Here is a 19,621-nt window from a genome sequence, read left to right as displayed (position 1 = left end):
CACCTCACAGCGGCAGCTCGTAGACATCGAATGCGTGCTGCGTGTCGCAGTACTCGCGCACCTCGTCGATGAGCCCGTCGCCGCGCACCGACAGCACGAACGCGTACCGGTTCTGGTAGCGACGCCCGTTGTCGAGGCGCACGCCCTCGCCGATCGCCTCGACGCACACGAGCCCCGTGCCGGCATCATCTTCGATGAGTCGGTGCGCACGCACCCGCAAGCCGTCGACGTACGCCGCCTGCAGCTGCGAGATTCGCTCGCCGCGCTGCGAGACGAGCACGCGACCGACGACGAGCATGTCGGGGTCACGGTCGACGTGGCCCTCGACGTCGGACCAGCGGCGGTCCGCGCCGCCGTCGGCCCACCACGTGGCATCGGGCGTGAACAGCGCGAAGAAGCCGTCCTGGTCTCCCGCCGAGATCGCATCGAGGAGGGCGAGCGCTGCGCGTCCGGGGGCGCCTCGCGGATCGAGCACGACCGCAGGGAGGTGCGCGGCCTCGGACCGCCGATCGAGGTGCCGACCGTCGAAGACGTCGGCTGCGTGCCGCGTGTCGAGATACTCCCGCACAGACAGCACGAGCCCGTCGCCGACCTCGATGACGAAGCAGTACCGATTGCGGTACGGGCGCTCCCCCCGGTAGAGGCCGTCGCCTGCGACCTCGAGCACGGCGAAGGGCCCGCGCGCGAACGAACGGCGCACGATCTGCCGCACGCCGCCGGGAAAGCGCTCGCGAACCCCTGCGAGGCCGTCGCACTTGACCTGCGCGTCCATCTCACCGTGCAGCGGCCAGCCGCGCGCGTCGCCCGGGTCGACGCCGAACACGCCGCTTGCCCGATCGAGTCCCGTGTCGACCCACCAGGTCGCGCCCGGGGCCATCCACGACCGCACGGCTTCGGCATCGTTCGCGTCGAGCGCGCTCATGAAGGCAAGAGCGACGTCGAGCGTGCGTGTCGGGGCGGATTCCATCGTCACTCCTTTGTTGAGCAATCGCTTGATTGACTATGAGAAAACCACAGGATTCCGCGGATTCGCAACCCTTTCGACCCTTCATACGCGTTGCGTAGATCAAGCACTTGCTCTACAGTCGGATCACCGCCGACGACGCCGAGAAGGACTGACGATGATGCCGATGAGCCGCCCTCCGAGAGGGGCCGACCAATGACCGCCGGTCGGCTCGCGGGCCGCGTCGCCTATGTGCTCGGCGGAGGCAGCGACGGTCCCGCTCGCCCCGGCGAGAAGATCGCGATCGGCAACGGCCGCGCGATCGCGATGCGCTTGAGCGCCGAAGGTGCGACCGTCGTCGTCGGCGACAAGGTGCTCGAACGCGCCGAGACGACCGTCGAGAATCTCACCGGCCAGGGCCTCGCCGTCGAAGTGGATGCCGCAGACCCGGAATCGTGCCGAGCCGCTGTACGCGCCGCCGCCGGCCTCACCGGGAGCCTCGACATCGTCGTGTGCAACGTCGGCGTGTCAGGGCGCGAGCCGCTCAAGGTTCAGTCGCTCGAGGACTGGGAGTTCGCCGATGACGTGAACGTCCGTTCGCACTGGATCACCGCTCAGGAAGCCCTCCCCACGATGCTCGACCAGCAGCGCGGGGCCTTCGTGTTCGTCGGGTCCACAGCCGGCATGCTGAGCAGCCGCCGCTCGCTGTCGTACGAGGCGACCAAGGCCGCGCAGCTCGCCGTCATGCGCCATGTCGCCGTCCGCTACGCCGACCGCGGCATCCGAGCCAATGCGGTCGTGCTCGGCAACATCGATTCCGCGCTCGTGAGACGCGAGTTCGGCGCCGACGCATCGAACGCTCGCGCCGCCGTCGTGCCGATGCGGCGCGAGGGCACGCCGGAAGAAGCGGCATCCGCGGTGAGCTTTCTCGCCAGCGACGACGCCGGATACATCACGGGCCAGAGCCTGATCGTCGACGGCGGCGTGAGCGCCGCGTGGCCGATCCCGCCGCGGTGATGTCAGACGTGAAGACAAAGGAGTCAGCGTGAACAGTCAAGTCGTCGTGAGCGGCGTCGGAATGCACCCGTTCGGGAAGTTCCTCGATCTCTCGATGAAAGACATGGCCCGCGTCGCCGTCGAGGCTGCCCTCGCCGACGCGCAGATCGGCGTGAAGGACGTGCAGGCGCTGTTCTTCTCGAACGCGCTGGCCGGTCTCATCACGGGCCAGGAGTGCATCCGCGGCGAGGTCACGGTGTACCCGCTCGGGCTCGCCGGCATCCCGATCCACAACGTCGAGAACGCGTGCGCGTCGGGCGGCAATGCGCTGCACCTCGCGTGGATGGCCGTCGCCTCGGGCATGTACGACACCGTGCTCGCGCTCGGCGTCGAGAAGGCGAACCACGAGGACAAGCAGCGCACGTTCAGCGCGTACGCCGCCGGTATGGACGTCGAGCAGGGATTCGCCACCGGCGAGGGTGCGGGTCAGGAACGCAGCCCGTTCGTCGACCGTCAAGCGAAACTCGCCTCCGCGCTGTTCGATGACCGAGGCGTCACGATGGAGGGACTCGCGCGGGTCACGTCTCGCTCACTCGAAGCAGCCCGACTCAATCCCTTCGCGCACCGCCGGTTCGGGGGGAGCCCCGAAGACGTCCTCAACGCGCGAGTCGTCGTCGAGCCCCTCACCGTGCTGATGAGTTCGCCCGTGAGCGACGGCGCCGCCGCCGTCGTCGTGACGAGTCGGCCCGACGTCGTGAAAGCCGCCCGCTCGGTGCCGATCCTCGCCTCACGGATGGCGACGCGGCCTCCGCGCGACGAGCCGGACGCGCCCAACGCCGTCGAGGCGTCGGCGATCGCCGCCTACGAGCAGGCCGGCCTCGGCCCCGACGACATCGACCTCGCCGAGGTGCACGACGCGTCGGTCGCCTACGAGCTGATGGCCTGGACCGACACCGGCCTGTGTGCGCCCGGTGACGAACAGCGGTGGGCGATGGAGGGCGTGACGGCGGCGGGTGGCGCGCTGCCCGTCAACCGCTCGGGCGGCCTGGTCGGCCGAGGCCACGCGCTCGGTGCGAGCGGCCTCGCGCAGGTGCACGACGTCGTCGCACAGCTGCGCGGCGAAGCGGGCGAGCTGCAGCTGGACAAGACCGACCGAGCCCTCGTGCAGATCGGGGGCGGCGTCGTCGACTGGCTCACGGCCGCCTCCAGCGTGCACATCCTCGGAAAGGCCTGACCGTGGCGGACGACCTCGTCATCGACGCCCACATGCACGTGTGGGACGCATCGTGGCTGCCCGAGGGCCTCCGACTGGCGTGGGCGCGGCAGGGCGCGGGGCGCCGGCTTCCCGAGCGCGACCCGCAGGACATCCTGCCCCACGTGGCCTCGGGGCAGAGCGACCCGGATGCCGAACTCACGATCCGCGCGTTCGACCGCGCCGGTGTCGCGGCCGGACTCGTCCCCGTGGTCGACTGGACGATCGTCGGCGCTCCGGCCGGCGAGCACCTTCCGACGGCGCAGCTCAACGCGCGCTACGAGCAGCTGTGCACCGAGCGCGAGGGGCGTCTGTTCTTCGCGGCGGGCATCGACCCGCGGCATCCCGATGCCCACACCCTCTTCGACGAGGTCGTGTCCCATCCACACTGCCGCGGAGTGAAGCTCTACCCCGCCGCCGGCTGGGACCTCACCGACCCGGCGTTCGACTGGGTCTTCCAGGCTCTTGTCGAGCGCGACCTTCCCGCTGTCATCCACTGCAGCCCGCTCGGCGGCGACCCGCTGCAGGTCATCCGCTCCCGGCCCGGCGCCGTTGCAGCCGTGCTCGCCAATCACCCGACACTGCGTGTCTCATTCGCTCACGCGGGCATCGAAGCGTGGTGGGCCGAAGCCCTGGACTGCGCGACGGGCTGGCAGCACGCGTACCTCGAGCTGTCGCTCTGGCAGCGTGTCGCCACCCGGGATTACCGCGAGTTCCGGCACCGTATCAAGCTGATGCGCGACCAGCTCGGCGCCCACCGCCTCGTGTTCGGGTCCGACATCATGCGCGGCACCAAGCACGATCCCGACGGTGCCGACCTCGAGAATTGGATCGCGCAAGTGCGCGATCTCGCGTCGCCCTACGAGGGTTCCGCCCCCGTCTTGTCCGAGGAGGAACTGGGTTTCTTTCTCGCCGACAACGCCATCCGCCTGTTCGACCTCAAGGAATTCGCATGAGTGCCACTCTCGGTGAGCTCTTCGCCCACGCTGGTCACCGCTTCACCCACAACGTCGCGATCGAATCGTGCGGACAGCAGAGGACGTTCGGCGAAGTGATCGAGCGCGGCTGGCGGCTCGCGCACGCGCTCCGGGACCGTGGCATCACCGCCGGCTCCCCCGTCGCCGCGCTGCTGGGCAACCGCGTCGAGTCGCTCGAGGTGTACGTGGGCCTGGCACTCGGCGGCTACACGACGGTGCACGTCAACGATCGGCTCACGTCGGCCGAGGTCGACTACGTCCTCTCGGATTCCGGAGCCGTCGCACTCATCCACACCGACACAGCGTCCGAGACCGCCGCGGGTGTGAGCTGCCACGCGCAGCTGCGTGCGTGGCTGGCCACCGGCGATGTCCCCCCGGAGGGCGCCGAGTCGTTCGATGAAGCTCTCGCAGCGGCATCCGCCGACCCCCTGCCGATCACTGCGGAGCCCGAGGACACGGCGCTCATCGGATACACCAGTGGCACGACCGGGTTCCCCAAGGGCGTGCTCGTGAGCCACCGCGCCGTCGTGAACTGCATCAAGCTCGTGCCGTTCGCCTACCGCCTCCCCCTGCGGGGTCACGCGGCCTTCGCGGGCGGGTGGTCGTTCGTCTCGGGGCTGTGGGGCGTCATCTTCCCGCACTTCTACACCGGAGGCACGGTCTCGTTCGTCCCCGGCGTGACGCCGGACGAGCTCGGGCGGCACATCGTCGAGCGCGGATCGACGTTCGCGCTGGGCCTCACTCCCCTGATCCCGGGGCTGCTCGAGGCGATCCACCTGCACCCGCGCGTCCTCGACACGCTGCAGACCGTCCTGCACTCGGGAGGACCGCTTCCTCCCGAGTTCGCCCAGAAGCTCGTCGGCGTCATCGGCGATCGCCTCGTCGAGACCTACGGCATGACCGAGGTGATCGGGCCCATCACGATCACCAACCGCAGCGATTACCGAACGGGCGGCCCCGAGCGCATCTTCGAGTCCGTCGGGCGCCCCCTGCCGACATCGTCGATGCGGGTCGTCGATGCCGACCGCAACACGCTCGGACCTGGTGAGATCGGCGAACTCGTGATCTCGGCCGACACGATGTTCTCGGGATACCACAACGCCCCGGAGAAGACAGCGGCCGTCCTGAGCGATGGCGAGTACTTCACGGGCGACCTCGGCTACCGCGACGAGGACGATTACTACTACCTCACGGGCCGCGGGCAGGACCTCATCCTGAGCGGCGGCGCGAACGTCTACGCCGCCGAGGTCGAGCGGGTGCTGCTGCTCATGGACGACATCCTCGACGCCGCCGTCTTCGGCCTGCCCGACGAGAAATGGGGCGAAGCGGTCTCGTGCGCGCTCGTGCTCGCGGATGGGTCGACCGTGACGGAGGACGACATTCGCGCGTTCGCGCGCGGACAGCTCGCCGGCTACAAGAAGCCGGTGCACGTCTTCATCGTCGACCAACTGCCGCGCAACGCCGGCATGAAGGTGATGAAGCACGTTTTGAAGGAACAGCTCGCAGAGCGAATCGAACAGACGAAGGTGGACGCATGAAACTCGGCATCAGCGAGATCTTCACCGGCACGGGGACCCGTTCGGGATCCTGGGCCACCGACGCCGCCCAGCTGATCGAAGAGATCGGCTACAACTCCGTGTGGCTGCCCGAGCACGTCGTGTTCTTCCCCGAATACACGTCGCAGTATCCGTATGAATCCGGCGGTGCCGAAGAAGTGCACCGGATGCTGGGAGTCATCGACCCGCTCGTGCTGGCCTCGAGCATCGCTGCTGCCACGAAGACCCTTCGCATCGGCACGTATGTCTTCGTCGTGCCGCAGCGTAACCCCATCATCACCGCGCGACAGGTGGCCAGTGTCGATCAGCTGAGCGACGGCCGCTTCGAGTTCGGCGTCGGCGTGGGGTGGTCCGAAGAGGAGTACTCCGCCCTCGACGTGCCGTTCGGCCGCAGAGGGGCCCGTATGGACGAGTACCTCGCCGCGATGCGGGCGCTCTGGTCGCCGGAGGAGCTCACGAGCTTCTCGGGCGAGTTCGTGGACTTCCCTCCCCTGTACTGCTTCCCCAAGCCCGCGCAGCCGCGCCTGCCCATCATCGTGGGCGGCAACAGCGACGCGTCCCTGCGGCGCATCGTCGAGTTCGGTGACGGGTGGGCAGGCTACAGCCGAACACCCGAGGACATCGAGGTCTTCATCGAGCGTCTGTCGACGCTCATGGATGCCGCGGGCAGGAACATGTCGGAGCTGTCGCTCAAGGTCGGCAGGCGCAGCAAGGGAAAGACCGAGCAGGACTGGGAGAACGACCGCGCCTACATCGACCAGGTGATGCGGCTCGGCATCGACGAGGTCGTCGTCTCACCCCGGATCGGCGACGAGAACTACGAGCGCGACATGAGGCGATTCGCCGAGATCGTCGGCCTCTGACCATCATGGCCATCGTCTCGAGCGTGGAGCGACTCCTCGCGGAAGACGCGATCCGCCGCGCCCTGGTGGAGTACTGCCGCGGTGTCGACCGCGGCGACGCCGCGCGAGCGGTGCGCTCGTACCACCCGGACGGCGTGGACCACCACGGCACGTGGGACGGCGTCGCCGCGGCGGATCTCCCGGGCGCGCTTGCGCGTCTGGTCGCGCGCACGCGCTCGACGGTGCATCTGCTCGGACCGTCGACGTTCGACTGGCGCGCCCCTGACGAGGTCGCCGTCGAGTCCGACGTACTCGCGCTGCACGAGATCGTCGGCGACGACGGTCGACGGGTCGAGCACCTGCACGGGCGCTACCTCGACGTCTTCACGCTGCGAGATGGCGAGTGGCGGATCAGCGAGCGGACATTCGTGCACGACATCGACTTCCTCGACGATCGCGGCCTCGACGCCTATCCGCGAGGCATCTTCGCGAACGGCGAGCGCGGCGACCAGGACCCCGCCGCAACGCACCGCGCCCGCTGACCTCACGGGCAGCGGGCGCGGTGGGCGGGCGTCAGGCGTCTGCGGAAGCCTCGGTGCTCAGCATCCCGACGAGCAGCTCGAACTCCTGCTGGAACGTCTCCATGACCTGCGCATTCGAGACGTCGTTGAGCGCGTCCCAGTTGTCGCGGAGCTCCTCAGGGCTCAGCGATCGGGAGAAGTACCCGGGCGTCTGGGCGATCACGACGCGCGCGACCCTTCCGCCACCGACGTTGTAGGCCTCACCCGTCGTCGTGCACTCGTCCGCGCTCAGCCACACCACGACGGGCGCGACGAGGCTCGGGTCGAGCCGGTCGGCGAACTCGCCGAGCAGGTTCTCGGTCATGCGGGTGCGCGCGCCCGGTTCGATCGCGTTGACCTGGATGCCATGGCGAGCGCCTTCGATCGCGAGCGTCTTCGTGACGCCCCAGATCGCCGCCTTGGCCGCACCGTAGTTGGCCTGGCCGAAGTTGCCGAAGAGACCCGCCGCCGACGTCGTGTTGACGATGCGACCATGCCCCTGCGCGACCATGACGGGCCACGCCGCCTTGCTCATCCAGGCGGTTCCGCCCAGGTGCACGGCCAGGACGGGGTTCCACTCGTCCTCGGTCATCTTCGCGAACGACTTGTCGCGCAGGATGCCGGCGTTGTTGATGAGGATGTCGAGGCGACCGTACGTCGATGTCGCGAGCTCGACGATCTTCGTCGCGCCCTCGAGTGTGCTGACGTCGTTCGTGTCGGCGATCGCGGCGCCCCCCGCGGCGACGATCTCGTCGACGACCTCCTGTGCCGGTGACGTCCCGGCGCTGCCGTCGAGCGCCCCGCCGCGGTCGTTCACGACGACCGTCGCGCCCCGCGAGGCGAGGGCCAGTGCGTGCTCGCGGCCGAGACCGCGGGCTGCTCCCGTGACGATCGCCACGCGGCCGTCCAGACTGATGTCGGTCATTGATTCACATTCCTTGTCTCTGAGCCGCATGCGGCCGGATCAACCGAACAGGGCCGCCATCACCTCGGAGCTGCCGCGCACCTCGTCGGGTGTTCCGTGCGAGACGATCCGGCCGCGCTGCATGACGTAGACCTCGTCGCTCACCTCGAGGGCGAGCTCTGCGTTCTGCTCCACGAGCAGGATCGTCGAGCCGCTGCGGTGCAGCGTCTCGATGGTCTGGAAGAGGATGTCGACGATCGAGGGGGCGAGCCCCATCGACGGCTCGTCGAGCAGCAGCACCTGCGGCATCGTCATGAGAGCGCGACCGAACGCGAGCATCTGCTGCTCGCCACCGCTCAGTGAGGCGGCGAACTGGTTGCGACGCTCGGCCAGGCGAGGAAAGAGCTCGAAGACGCGGTCCAACTCGTCCTTGCGCTCGGCGCGTGTGCCGCGGCCGCTGAACGAGGACAGCTCGAGGTTCTCGAGCACCGTCAGCGGCGGGGCGACGCGGCGTCCCTCAGCGACCAGCGCGACACCCGAGCGGACGACGCGATGGCACGGCCACCCTGTGATGTTCTTGCCCCCGACGGTCACGGTGCCGCTGGACTGCTTGTGCAGCCCAGCGATCGTGTTGAGCGTCGTCGTCTTGCCTGCGCCGTTCGAGCCGATCAGAGCGACGAGCGTGCCCTGAGCGACCTCGATGTCGACCTCACGAACCGCCGGAATCGCGCCGTACCCGGCGGAGAGTCGCGATACGCGCAGCATCGGATCGTTTGCCAAAGTAGGCCTCCTTCACGTCGTCCTGTTCGAGACACCAGGTCGGTGCCCCCTCGGCGAGCAGCACGCCGGAGTTCATGACCGAGACGGACTCGCAGAACTCCTCGACCAGGCGCATGTTGTGCTCGATCAGGATGAGGGTGTGGCCGAGCTCCTTCAGCCGGACCAGCAATTGGCCCACCTGTTCGGACTCGGCGTCGTTCATTCCGGCCGTCGGTTCGTCCAGCAGCAGGATCCGCGGACTGGTCGCGAGGGCGCGGGCGATCTCAACGCGGCGCTGGTCGCCGTAGGAGAGCGTCTCAGCCAGCGTCGAGTGCGGGGCTGTGCACCCCACCATGTCGAGCAGCTCGGCGGCGCGCTCGCGCACCGCCTTGCGCTCGCGACGCTCGGCGGGGCTCATCAGGATCGCTCCAGCGATCGTCGAGGAGCGCTGCATGTAGGCACCCGCGATGACCGTCTCGATGACACTCAGCCCGGGGAACAGCCGGATGTTCTGGTAGGTGCGCGCGACACCGAGTCGCGCGATGTTGAACGGCTGCATGTGGGTGACGTCGTCACCGAAGACTTTCACGTGCCCTGCGTCGGCGCGCACGAAGCCGCTGATCATGTTGAGCACGGTCGTCTTGCCGGCGCCGTTGGGGCCGAGGATCCCGTGCACGCGCTGCTTGGGCACCTTGATCGTGACGTCGGCGACGGCCTTGAGTCCACCGAAGGTTTTGGTCAGGTCGACGATGTCGACGGCGAGCTCTTCGCCCGGCGCGAGCGGGTGCTGCGGATCGGTCATGACGTCGCCCCTGCCGTGATCTGCTCCTGCGAGTTCGACTGTGCGGACCCGGCGTCGGGCTTCTTGGCCCTACGACTTTCCCAACGCGCTCGCAGCAGTCGCATCCGTCGCATGTCGACCAGGCCGCGGGGCAGGTAGATGATGATGACGACGAGAAGAATGCCGGTCACGACCCGGTCGAAGTCGCCCATCGGTCCGCGCAGCAGCTCGGGGAGGATCGTGAAGACGATCGCGCCGACGATCGGGCCGAGCCAGTAGAACGCGCCGCCGAGGACGACAGCGGCAAGACTCACGAAGCCGAGGTGCGTATAGAAGGTGTCGGGGCCGATGTACTGCAGGAAGCTCGCCTGCAGAACCCCGGCCGCGCCGCCGAGGGCGCCCGAGATGACCATGCCGATGAACTGCACGCGGCGCGGTGAGATCCCGAGCGTCTCTGCGACGGCAGGATCTTCGCGCACGGCGTCTGCGGCGAGGCCGAACCGCGACGCGCCGAGGCGCCACATGACGAAGCCGGCGACGACGAGCACGCCGATGAGCCACAGCCAAGAGCCGAGCTCGCCCGGCACGCGGGTTCCCGTCGCACCGCCGGTCAGTTCGGGCACGTTCAGGATGATGACGCGACCGATCAGCACCATGGCGATCGTGGCCATCGCGAGGTAATGGCTGTCGAGTCTGATGAGAAGGAGCGCCGTGATCGCACCGACGACCGCGCCGACGAAGATGCACAGGACGAATGCCACGACGGCGGGAAGCCCCATCGAACCGACGAGATAGGCGAAGGTGAAAGCGGTGAAGGCGCCGAAGAACACCGGAGCGAGACTCAGGACACCGGTCCAGAGCGACGCATAGATGGCGAGGGCGAAGAGGGCGCTGACCCCCGCGAACTGCAGGGTGGTCAACCAGGCTGTAATACTCACAAGTCGGGCTCCCAGTCAGGCTCGGACGAATTGACGTTCGCGGAAGATGCCCCGGGGCCACGCGACGAGCACCAGCAGCAGGATTCCGAAGGTGATGGCGTCGCGGAATCCGGACGAAATGTACTGGGCGCTCATGACCTCGAGGACGCCGATCGCCAGGCCCGCGATCGCGGCGCCGCGGATGTCGCCCCACCCGCCGACGACGACGGCGGCGAAGCCCTTGAGCAGCAGCGCCTCACCGAGGCTGAACGAGACGTTGTTGTCGGAGAGTGCCGCGAGGACGCCCGCAAGACCGGCGATCGCGCCGGCGAGGAAGGCCACCGCGATGAGCGTGTTGCGCGAGTTGACGCCCACGATCGTCGCCGAGGGGGTGTCGGCGGAGACCGCGCGGACGGCGGCGCCGAAGCGCGTGCGCGTCAGAAGCATGTGGACGCCGGTCACGACGACGATGAGTGCGATGACGCTGTACAGCTGAGCCGGGAGGATCACGAAGCCGCCGATGCGGAACGCCTCGGTCTGCACCGACCCGGCGGGGTAGCTCGTGGCCGACGGACCCGCGAACGCCTCGGCGGCAGCGAGGAGAACGATCCATATGCCGATACTCGCGATGATGGGGGCGAACGTGCCCGCTTTGCGCTTGCGCAGCGGCTCGAAGGCCAGAACATCGGATGCCACGCCGAGAATACCGGCGAAGAGGACGCCCGCGAGCAGCGCGACCCAGAAGTTCACGCCGACTTCGGCGACGAGCCAGTACGAAGAAAGGGCGCCCCACGTCGCGAACGTTCCGTGAGCGACATTCAGGATGCCCATGCGTGCCAGGATCAGAGAGAAGCCGATGGCGAAGAGGGCGTAGATCGACCCGAGCGCCAGGCCATTCATCAGCTGCTGAATCAGGAGTTGCACGAAGGCCCTCTTTCGTGTGCGCCGTTTCGGATCATGTTCTGAATCAAGCGCTCGCTTGACTTCGATGTCAACGAGCCCAGTGTATGCCACCGCGCCCCGGGCATGTCAAGCATTGGGATGTACTTCATCAAGCGCTTGCTCGACAGGGGCGAGACGGACCATTAGCCTCCTCGGTAGGGGGTATCCGTGGATCTGCAGCTGAACGATTCGATCGCGCTCGTGACGGGCGCGAGCGCGGGCATCGGCCGCGCGACAGCGACCCTTCTCGCGGCGGAGGGCGCCCACCTCGCCCTCTGCGCTCGGCGCGGCGATGCCCTGCGTGAGCTCGCAGATGAGATCGAGCGATCCGGGGGCCACCGGCCCCTCATCGTCGAGGCGGATCTCATCGAACCGGGTTCTGCCACCGCGGTCGCGACCACCACGCGCCAGCACTTCGGCCGACTCGACGTGCTCGTGAACGTTGCAGGCGCGGCCGAACAGCCCGGCACCGTGCTCACCGAGGAGATCTGGCAGCGTCAGTTCGAACTGAACTTCCACTCGAAGCGGCGCCTCACCGAAGCCGTCCTCCCGATGCTGCGCACGAGCGGGCGCGGCCGCGTCGTCAACTTCGTGGGTCTGCTCGAACCCCTCGTGGTCTCCGCGGCGCAGGCAGCCGTCGCCGCGTGCATCCTCTGGTCCAAAGCCCTGTCGCGCGACGTGGCGGCCGACGGCGTCACCGTCAACTGCATCGCGCCCGGCCGCATCGACAGCGAGCAGGTGCGCCGCGCGATGCCCGACGGCGCTGCGAAGGAAGAGTTCATCGCCCGCCGCATCCCCGCCGGTCGCTTCGGGACGCCCGACGAAGCCGCGGCGCTCGTCGCGTTCCTCGCGTCCGGCCCTGCTTCGTACATCACGGGCGACATGTTCAGCGTCGATGGCGGGATGCACTGGTCGGCCTGACACGCACGGACCACCGGTCCCGCGAGGCTCGGCAACGAGATCAGGGTGATGCCGAGCCTCACGGGGTCACACGGCTCTACCCGTCCCACCTCTTGATGAGCGCCGCGAGCGCCTGCCCGCCGCCGATGCACATCGTGACGACGGCGTACTCGAGGTCGCGTCGCTGCAGATCCAGCGCGGCCCGCACCGTGAGGATCGCACCCGTCGCACCGACCGGGTGTCCGAGCGCGATCGCGCCGCCGTACGGGTTGACTTTCGCCGCATCCAGACCTGCGTCACGGGTCACCGCGATGGCCTGCGACGCGAACGCCTCGTTGAGCTCGATGACGTCGACGTCGGCGGGCGTCAGCCCGGTCTGCTCCCACAGGCGCGCAAGCGCGAAGACGGGCGCATAGCCCATCAGCTCGGGCTCGTTGCCGGCCGTGGCGACGGCCTCGATGGTCGCGAGCCCCGACAAGCCGCGCTCACGGACGTCCGACGCGCGCATGAGCACGGTCGCCGCCGCGCCGTCGTTGATGCCCGACGCGTTGCCGGCCGTGACCGACCCGCCCTCGCGGAACGCCGGGCGCAGCCCCGCGAGCACCTCGAGGGTCGTGTCGGGGCGGGGGTGCTCGTCGGTTGACACCTCGACGGGCCGCCGGCCCCCCGAGGACACGGCGACGATCTCTTCGGCGAACACCGCGCGCGCGGCATATGCCCGGCGCTGCGATTCGAGCGCGAACTCGTCCTGTTCGACGCGCGAGACGCCGTACTTGTCGGCGACGTTCTCGGCCGTGACACCCATGTGCTCCTTGCTGAACGGATCGGTCAGGATCGCCAGCGTGCCATCGAGCAGCTTGCGATCGCCGAGCCGGCCGTTGCCGCGGGCGGTGAAGTCGAGGAACGGGGTCCGCGACATCGCCTCGTTGCCGCCGGCGACGACGACGTCGACCCCGCCCCACAGCAGCGCCTGTGCGCCCGACCAGATCGCCTGCAGGCCCGACCCGCACAGCCGGTTGACGTTGAAAGCGGGCACGCGCGGCGAGAGCCCCGCCGCGAGCGCCACGCGGCGCGCGTTGTAGGCATCCGGACCGACCTGCGAGATGTTGCCCATGACGACTTCGCCGACGTCGGACCCGTCGACGCCCGATCGAGCCAGCGCCTCGGTGACGGCGGCCGCCCCGAGCTCGTACGCGTCGACATCCTTCAGCGAGCCGCCGAACGACCCGATGGGCGTGCGCGCGCCGCCGACGATGACGATCTTCTCGCGCGTCACCCCGCGGACTCCTCTGCACGCTCGGCGGCGGCCACCATCGCCTCATCCGGAACGTAGCCCTCGATGTGGCGCTCGTCGGGTCCGTTGTACTCGGACAGCGGGCGGATGAGCGCATTCGAGGCGAGCTGCTCGAGGATGTGCGCGGTCCACCCGGTGACCCGCGCCGCGACGAACAGCGGCGTGAAGGTCAGCGTGTCGAAGCCCATCAGGTTGTAGGCCGGCCCCGACGGGTAGTCGAGGTTCGGGTAGATGCCCTTGCGTGCGACGAACTCGGACTCGAGGGCGTCGTACAGCGCCGCGACATCGGGACGGTCGTAGTGCTCGACGAGCGTGTCGAGGGCGGCCTTCATCGTCGGCACACGCGAGTCGCCGCGTTTGTAGACGCGGTGGCCGAAGCCCATGATCTTGCGCTTCTCCGCCAGCGCCGTCTCGAGCCACTCCTCGACGTTCCCGGCATCGCCGATCTCGTCGAAGATGTGCAGCACCGCCTCGTTGGCCCCGCCGTGCAGCGGACCCTTGAGCGCACCGATCGCGCCGACGACGGCCGAATACAGGTCGGACAGCGTCGAAGCGATGACGCGGCCCGTGAACGTCGAGGCGTTGAACGAGTGCTCGGCGTACAGGATCATCGAGCGGTTGAAGGCGTCGATGACGACATCGTCGACGTCTTCGCCGAACGTCATCCAGAGGAAGTTCGCGGCGTAGTCCAGGTCATCGCGCGGCGGCACGGGCTCCTGCCCGCGACGGCGACGCTGACCGTACGCGACGATCGCCGGAAGAGACGCGAACAGCCGGATGCTGCGCGCGAGGTTCTCGTCGGGATTGCCCGAGGCATCGAGCACCGAGCCCGAGCCGGCGAGGTCGCGCGCGCCGATGAGGCTGACCGCGGTACGCACCTCGTCCATGGGGTGAGCATCCAGCGGCACACGGTCGATGACGGCGCGCACGTCGGGGTGCAGGGCGCGGTGCTCGCGCTCGACGGCCCGCAGGTCAGCGAGCTGGGCATCGGTCGGCAGCTCGCCGTGCCACAGGAGGTAGGAGACCGCCTCGAACGACTGGGTCGCCGCGAGCTCCTGCACGGGGTACCCGCGGTACAGCAGCGAGTTGGTCTCGGGGTTCACCTTCGACACGGCCGTGTAGTCCACGACGACGCCGGCGAGGCCCTTCTTGATGTCGGTCATGTCAGTCCTTTTCGATCTGGAAGTTGAAGACGCTCGTGTCGAAGTGGTTGTACTGCTCGTAGTCGATCAGCTCGTACAGGTCGGCGCGGTGCTGCATCTCGCCGAGCTTCGACGTGAGGTGCCCCTCATCGGTGAGCGTATCGAGAGCGCGTGACGCCGCACCCATCGCGATACGCAGCAGTGACACCGGCCAGATCACGATGTTGACTCCGACATCGCGCAGCTGGTCGACCGAGAAGAGGTCGGACTTTCCGAACTCCGTCATGTTGGCGAGGATGGGCACGTCGACCGCGGCACGGACCGCCGCGAACTCCTCGAGCGAGCGCATCGCCTCGGGGAAGATCGCGTCGGCTCCCGCGTCGACGAGCGCCTTCGCGCGGTCGACGGCGGCCTGCACCCCGTCGACCGCTGCGATGTCGGTGCGCGCCATGATGAGGAAGTTCGGGTCGCGTCGCGCGTCGGCGGCGGCCCGGATGCGCTTGATCGCCGTGTCCTGATCGACGACCGACTTGCCGTCGAGGTGACCGCAGCGCTTGGGGTTGATCTGGTCCTCGATGTGGGCGCCGGCGATGCCGGCGTCCTCGAGCGTCTGGATCGTGCGGGCGACGTTCATCGGCTCGCCGAAGCCGGTGTCGGCGTCGATGATGGCCGGGAGGTCGGTCATGCGCGCGATCTGCTGACCGCGCGCGGCGACCTCGGTCAGCGTCGTCAGCCCGATGTCGGGCAGGCCGAGGTCAGCCGAGAGCACGGCACCCGAGATGTAGACGCCCTCGAAGCCCTTGCGCTCGATGAGTCGCGCGCTGAGCGGGTTGAACGACCCGGGAAAGCGCAGCAGCTCCCCCGTCGCGAGCCGCTCGCGGAACGCCCGGCGCTTCTCGGCGGGCGAGACGGTGGAGTACAGCATCAGAAGAGGCCCTTGGGGGCGGGAGCCGATGCCAGCACGCCGGGCTTGGCGACGATCGTGAGCTGGCGCACCTCTTCGGGCGTGAGCTCGGGCAGACGCTCAGCCAGCGCCAGGAAGCGCTCGATCTCGGCCTCTTCGAGCACGGGCTCGGCCAGGATCCGGAACTTGCGGACGTAATCGGCGCGGGCGAACGGGCGCGCGCCGAGGGGGTGCGCGTCGGCGACGGCGATTTCGTCCTCGATCACGGTCCCGTCGGTCAACGTGATGACGACGCGGCCGCCGAAGGCCTTCTCGTTGGGGTCCTCCGAGTGGTAGCGACGCGTCCACTCGGCATCCTCGGCCGTCGTGATCTTGTGCCACAGCGCCACGGTGTCCTCGCGGCCCGCGCGCTCGGGAGCGTACGAGTCGACGTGGTGCCATCCGCCGTCCTGAAGGGCGACGGCGAAGATGTACGGGATGGAGTGGTCGAGCGTCTCGCGCGACGCGGTCGGGTCGTACTTCTGCGGGTCGTTGGCGCCCGAGCCGATGACGTAGTGCGTGTGGTGCGACGTGTGCAGCACGATGGACTCGACGTTGGCGGGGTCGGTCGCCTCGGGGTGCTCGCCGTTCAGCTTGCGCGCGAGGTCGATCCACGCCTGCGCCTGGTACTCGGCCGAGTGCTCCTTCGTGTACGAATCGAGGATGCCGCGCTTGGACTCGCCCGGAGCCGGGAGCGGCACGTCGTACGACGCGTCGGGTCCGTCGAGCATCCAGGCGACGACGCCGTCTTCGCCTTCGTAGATCGGCGACGGCGAGGTCTCGCCGCGCATCGCGCGGTCGACGGCCTCGATCGCGAGCTTGCCGGCGAACGCGGGGGCGTGCGCCTTCCACGTCGAGATCTCGCCCTTGCGGGACTGGCGGGTCGCCGTCGTCGTGTGCAGCGCCTGGCCGACGGCCTGATAGATGGTCTCGACGTCGAGGTCGAGCAGGGTGCCGATGCCGGCGGCGGCCGACGGGCCGAGGTGGGCGACGTGGTCGATCTTGTGCTTGTGCAGGCAGATGGCGCGCACGAGGTCGATCTGCACCTCGTAGCCGGTCGCGAGGGCGCGCACGAGCGCGGCGCCGTCGGAGCCGACGTGCTGGGCGACGGCGACGATCGGCGGGATGTTGTCGCCGGGGTGCGAGTAGTCGGCCGCGAGGAAGGTGTCGTGGTAGTCGAGCTCACGCACGGCGACGCCGTTGGCCCACGCCGCCCACTCGGGCGACGTGCGACGGTCCAGCGAGCACCCGAAGACGGTCGCGCCGTCACCCGAGACCGAGACGGCGTGGTCCAGCGCCTGCTGGCGGGCCGCGCTCACGGGGCGACGGGTGAGCGATGCAGCGGCGACCGCGGCGTTGTCGATGACACGGTTGATGATCATGTCGACGACGTCGTCGTCGACGGCGACGGGGTCGGCCGCGACCTCGGCGATGTGCCAAGCCAGCTGGTCCTCGCGCGCGAGGTTCTCATCGCTGCGGTGGACGCGGAGGTGGTGGGTGACGGTCATGATGTGCCTTTCAGGAACGCGATGCTCAGCCCGATTCGGCGACCGAGATGACGGGTATCCCCGCGGTCGTCGTGCCGATCGAAGCATCGAGGATGGTCGCGAGCGCATTGTGCAGGTGCACGTGCGTCGCATGCGCAGCGAGTTCGGCGTCGCCCGTGGCGATCGCCGATGCGATCAGGCGGTGCTCGTCGACGGATGCCGCGAGCCTCGCCGGGTTGTCCCGCGCGAGCCGTCGGACGCGCACGAGGTGCGTGCGAATCGTCCGGAGCGCGGAGGTCAGGTAGTCGTTGGCGACCGAGGCGTCCAGCGCCTCGTCGAAGCGCCGGATGAGCGCGTAATAGGCCTCGCGGCCGTCTTCGGCGCGCAGGCTGGCGTGCGAGAATTCGTCGGCGAGGGCGGCGAAGGTGGCGGAATCTCCGCGCCGGGCGGCCAGGCGCGCGGCGGTCTCTTCGAGCGCGCGCCGCACCTCGAACAGCTCGAGGATGTCGTCGGCGTCGACGTCGGTGACGACCGTGACGCGGGGCGACTGCTGCGCGACGAGCCCGTCTGCCACGAGGCGCCCGAGCGCTTCACGCAGCGGCGTGCGGCTGACGCCGAGGCGGGCGGCCTGTTCGACTTCACCGAGGACGGTTCCCGGGGCGAGGACACCCGACTGGATCTCGTCGAGAAGAGTGGCGTACGCGCGGTCACTGGCTCGCATCGGCGCCCCCTTTCCTCCCGCTAGCGTATACACAAACCGCTTCAGGAGCCAATAACGCCTCCCTTCGCGGCACCGAGCGTATACAAACTGCGTCTGGGGTGCCCGCGAGGTGCCGGCCGTCCGCCGCGGCCGGGTAGCCTTGCTCGGTGACCGACGCATCCCCCTACACCGTGGCCACCGACGGCGCCTGCAAAGGCAATCCCGGACCCGCCGGATGGGCGTGGGTCGGCGAAGACGGCGAGTGGGCCGCCGGGTCGCTGCCGGTCGGCACGAACAACATCGGCGAGCTGATGGGCCTGCTCAAGGCCATCGACGACCACCGCGACGTCGCCCACCTCATCGTGCAGGCCGACTCCCGCTACGCGATCGACACATACGAGAAGTGGATGGACGGGCACCGGCGCCGCGGCTGGAAGACCTCGAGCGGGGCACCGACGAAGAACATCGACCTGCTCGAGCAGCTCATCGTGGCGCGCGACGCCCGCCGCGCGGCGGGCCTGCCCGATGTCGTCCTCGAGCACGTGCGCGGCCATTCCGGGCACGTGCTCAACGCGTGGGCCGACGAGCGAGCCGTGCGGGCGTCGGAGCACGCCGCTAAGGGCATCGCGAGCGAATGGTCATCGCTCGGCGCACAGGAGCGCATCGATGTGTCGGTGGCTCCGAAGAACGGGCGCTGAGCCCCTATTCGAGGAGCGCGGCGAGTTCGTCGTCGAGCTGCTCGGCGGTCGCACCACCGGGCCACATGCGCACGATCCCGCCGGCAGAGTCGAGGACCGCCGTCACGGGCGGCTCGACGACGGCGTAGCGGTGGAAGAGCTGGCCGTCGCGGTCCATCACGACGGGCACGTCATCGGCGTTGTCGCGCAGGAACTCCTGCAGCGCTTCGTCGTCCTTGTCAGACGACACGAAGACGACGTGCACGTCATCGCCGTGCTCTTCGGCCGCCTCGGTGAGCAGCTCGGCCTGGCCGACGCACTGCGTGCACCAGCTCGCCATGAACTGCACGAGCGTGACTCGCCCCGTGAACAGGTCGGCAGAGTCGACCTCGGCGCCGTCGGCGAGCTCGGCGGTGAACGACGGCGCGGGCACAGCCTCGGCGACCGTCGCCTGCGATGATCCGGTGCCCTCGGGGAGCGCGTCGGCGCCGCCGAGCGTCGATGCGGCGGTGCAGCCGGTGAGTGCGAGCGCGAGTGTTGCACCGGCGGCGAGGACTGTCAATCGGCGCTTCATTGCGTGCCCTTCATGGCGGGTTCGGGGATGAGGATCGTGGGGATTCCCTCGGCGTCGGGGAGGTATGTGAAGGAGCCGTAGGACTTCTCGGCGACCACGACATCGTAGGTCGCATCGCCGGCGAGGTTTCCGGCGTCGAGGGAGAAGATGCAGATCGTGGGGATGCGCGGCGTCCCCTCGAAGTCGATGTCGCTCGCCTCCTTGGCAACCCCGGGCGTGAGCGTGGCTCGGAACGCCTCGTCGCCGGAGGCATCCGTCAGCACGACCTCGGCACCAGCGTGGATGTGCCGATACGCACCGGTGCCTGCGCAGTCATCGCCCACCGCCCGCAGCGAACCGTCGCCGACGGCGATCTGCAGGGGCCGATCAGGGGCACCATCCCCGGCGCCGCCGGAGCATGCCGCCAGCAGGGGAAGCACCATGAGGGCCCCCACGATCGTGGCCGTCGTTCGTCTCATCACCATCGTTCCTTCGT

General features: G+C 68.9%; 21 protein-coding genes. 8 read left to right on the top strand and 13 right to left on the bottom strand.

Features of this window, described 5'->3' with window-relative positions; translation table 11 throughout:
• Nucleotides 1-4: 4 nt before the first annotated feature.
• Nucleotides 5-967, bottom strand: a complete 963-nt coding sequence (locus AC25Y0_RS08995; RefSeq protein WP_488123491.1) for a nuclear transport factor 2 family protein — start codon at nucleotides 965-967, stop codon at nucleotides 5-7.
• A 192-nt stretch (nucleotides 968-1,159) separates the two neighbouring features.
• Here AC25Y0_RS08995 and AC25Y0_RS08990 point away from each other — a divergent pair, with 192 nt between their 5' ends.
• From AC25Y0_RS08990 to AC25Y0_RS08965, 6 genes are read left to right on the top strand one after another with little or no spacing between them, the layout of a single operon-like run.
• Nucleotides 1,160-1,960 (top strand): SDR family NAD(P)-dependent oxidoreductase, encoded by an 801-nt coding sequence (locus AC25Y0_RS08990; RefSeq protein ID WP_488123492.1) that lies wholly within the window; start codon nucleotides 1,160-1,162, stop codon nucleotides 1,958-1,960.
• Between the two features lie 28 nt (nucleotides 1,961-1,988).
• Nucleotides 1,989-3,173: a thiolase family protein gene (locus AC25Y0_RS08985; protein WP_488123493.1), complete on the top strand. Its 1,185-nt coding sequence runs from the start codon at nucleotides 1,989-1,991 to the stop codon at nucleotides 3,171-3,173.
• 2 nt (nucleotides 3,174-3,175) lie between these two features.
• Nucleotides 3,176-4,147, top strand: coding sequence for an amidohydrolase family protein (locus AC25Y0_RS08980; protein WP_488123494.1), 972 nt, complete (start codon nucleotides 3,176-3,178; stop codon nucleotides 4,145-4,147).
• On the top strand, nucleotides 4,144-5,706 hold the full coding sequence (locus AC25Y0_RS08975; RefSeq protein WP_488134528.1) for a class I adenylate-forming enzyme family protein: 1,563 nt from the start codon (nucleotides 4,144-4,146) through the stop codon (nucleotides 5,704-5,706). The genes AC25Y0_RS08980 and AC25Y0_RS08975 overlap by 4 nt, the downstream gene beginning before the upstream one ends.
• Entirely contained in the window at nucleotides 5,703-6,587 is an 885-nt protein-coding gene (locus tag AC25Y0_RS08970; protein ID WP_488123496.1) for an LLM class F420-dependent oxidoreductase, read from the top strand. The genes AC25Y0_RS08975 and AC25Y0_RS08970 overlap by 4 nt, the downstream gene beginning before the upstream one ends.
• A 5-nt stretch (nucleotides 6,588-6,592) precedes the next feature.
• A complete protein-coding gene (locus AC25Y0_RS08965; RefSeq protein WP_488134527.1) occupies nucleotides 6,593-7,108 on the top strand; it encodes a nuclear transport factor 2 family protein in 516 nt (171 codons plus the stop codon).
• A 31-nt stretch (nucleotides 7,109-7,139) separates the two neighbouring features.
• On the opposite strand, the gene AC25Y0_RS08960 is transcribed toward AC25Y0_RS08965, so the two are convergent.
• Genes AC25Y0_RS08960 through AC25Y0_RS08940 form a run of 5 tightly spaced genes read right to left on the bottom strand, consistent with a single transcriptional unit; the run spans nucleotide 7,140 to nucleotide 11,411 of the window.
• Nucleotides 7,140-8,051 carry an SDR family NAD(P)-dependent oxidoreductase gene (locus AC25Y0_RS08960; protein ID WP_488123498.1) on the bottom strand — a complete coding sequence of 304 codons (912 nt, stop codon included), beginning with the start codon at nucleotides 8,049-8,051 and terminating at the stop codon, nucleotides 7,140-7,142.
• Nucleotides 8,052-8,090: 39 nt separating this feature from the next.
• Nucleotides 8,091-8,810, bottom strand: coding sequence for an ABC transporter ATP-binding protein (locus AC25Y0_RS08955; protein WP_488123499.1), 720 nt, complete (start codon nucleotides 8,808-8,810; stop codon nucleotides 8,091-8,093).
• On the bottom strand, nucleotides 8,740-9,591 hold the full coding sequence (locus AC25Y0_RS08950; protein ID WP_488123500.1) for an ABC transporter ATP-binding protein: 852 nt from the start codon (nucleotides 9,589-9,591) through the stop codon (nucleotides 8,740-8,742). Before AC25Y0_RS08950 ends, AC25Y0_RS08955 begins: the two co-directional genes overlap by 71 nt.
• Nucleotides 9,588-10,490: a branched-chain amino acid ABC transporter permease gene (locus AC25Y0_RS08945; RefSeq protein WP_488134526.1), complete on the bottom strand. Its 903-nt coding sequence runs from the start codon at nucleotides 10,488-10,490 to the stop codon at nucleotides 9,588-9,590. The genes AC25Y0_RS08950 and AC25Y0_RS08945 overlap by 4 nt, the downstream gene beginning before the upstream one ends.
• A 33-nt stretch (nucleotides 10,491-10,523) precedes the next feature.
• The gene (locus AC25Y0_RS08940) at nucleotides 10,524-11,411 is read right to left on the bottom strand and encodes a branched-chain amino acid ABC transporter permease (protein WP_488123502.1); all 888 of its coding nucleotides are present in this window, start codon (nucleotides 11,409-11,411) and stop codon (nucleotides 10,524-10,526) included.
• A 186-nt stretch (nucleotides 11,412-11,597) separates the two neighbouring features.
• Here AC25Y0_RS08940 and AC25Y0_RS08935 point away from each other — a divergent pair, with 186 nt between their 5' ends.
• Entirely contained in the window at nucleotides 11,598-12,350 is a 753-nt protein-coding gene (locus AC25Y0_RS08935; RefSeq protein ID WP_488123503.1) for an SDR family NAD(P)-dependent oxidoreductase, read from the top strand.
• 76 nt (nucleotides 12,351-12,426) lie between these two features.
• On the opposite strand, the gene AC25Y0_RS08930 is transcribed toward AC25Y0_RS08935, so the two are convergent.
• The 5 genes from AC25Y0_RS08930 to AC25Y0_RS08910 are packed head-to-tail and all read right to left on the bottom strand — an operon-like array spanning nucleotide 12,427 to nucleotide 17,916.
• Entirely contained in the window at nucleotides 12,427-13,605 is a 1,179-nt protein-coding gene (locus tag AC25Y0_RS08930) for a thiolase family protein (RefSeq protein WP_488123504.1), read from the bottom strand.
• Nucleotides 13,602-14,786: a bifunctional 2-methylcitrate synthase/citrate synthase gene (locus AC25Y0_RS08925; protein WP_488134525.1), complete on the bottom strand. Its 1,185-nt coding sequence runs from the start codon at nucleotides 14,784-14,786 to the stop codon at nucleotides 13,602-13,604. Before AC25Y0_RS08925 ends, AC25Y0_RS08930 begins: the two co-directional genes overlap by 4 nt.
• A gap of 1 nt (nucleotide 14,787) precedes the next feature.
• Nucleotides 14,788-15,690, bottom strand: coding sequence for a methylisocitrate lyase (prpB, locus tag AC25Y0_RS08920; protein ID WP_488123506.1), 903 nt, complete (start codon nucleotides 15,688-15,690; stop codon nucleotides 14,788-14,790).
• Nucleotides 15,690-17,216 carry an MmgE/PrpD family protein gene (locus tag AC25Y0_RS08915; RefSeq protein WP_488134524.1) on the bottom strand — a complete coding sequence of 509 codons (1,527 nt, stop codon included), beginning with the start codon at nucleotides 17,214-17,216 and terminating at the stop codon, nucleotides 15,690-15,692. Before AC25Y0_RS08915 ends, prpB begins: the two co-directional genes overlap by 1 nt.
• A gap of 25 nt (nucleotides 17,217-17,241) precedes the next feature.
• Nucleotides 17,242-17,916 (bottom strand): GntR family transcriptional regulator, encoded by a 675-nt coding sequence (locus AC25Y0_RS08910; protein ID WP_488134523.1) that lies wholly within the window; start codon nucleotides 17,914-17,916, stop codon nucleotides 17,242-17,244.
• Between the two features lie 146 nt (nucleotides 17,917-18,062).
• On the opposite strand from AC25Y0_RS08910, the gene AC25Y0_RS08905 reads away from it, so the two are divergent.
• Complete coding sequence (locus AC25Y0_RS08905; RefSeq protein WP_488123509.1) at nucleotides 18,063-18,593, top strand: ribonuclease H family protein; 531 nt, start codon at nucleotides 18,063-18,065, stop codon at nucleotides 18,591-18,593.
• A 4-nt stretch (nucleotides 18,594-18,597) separates the two neighbouring features.
• Here AC25Y0_RS08905 and AC25Y0_RS08900 read toward each other — a convergent pair whose 3' ends face one another.
• A complete protein-coding gene (locus AC25Y0_RS08900; protein WP_488123510.1) occupies nucleotides 18,598-19,146 on the bottom strand; it encodes a TlpA family protein disulfide reductase in 549 nt (182 codons plus the stop codon).
• Nucleotides 19,143-19,604 (bottom strand): hypothetical protein, encoded by a 462-nt coding sequence (locus AC25Y0_RS08895; RefSeq protein ID WP_488123511.1) that lies wholly within the window; start codon nucleotides 19,602-19,604, stop codon nucleotides 19,143-19,145. Before AC25Y0_RS08895 ends, AC25Y0_RS08900 begins: the two co-directional genes overlap by 4 nt.
• Nucleotides 19,605-19,621 lie beyond the last annotated feature (17 nt).

The sequence above is a fragment of the Microbacterium sp. Y547 genome, assembly GCF_057669785.1.
Note: the sequence above shows the minus strand (reverse complement) of the source record. Positions and strands in the feature narration are given on the sequence as shown.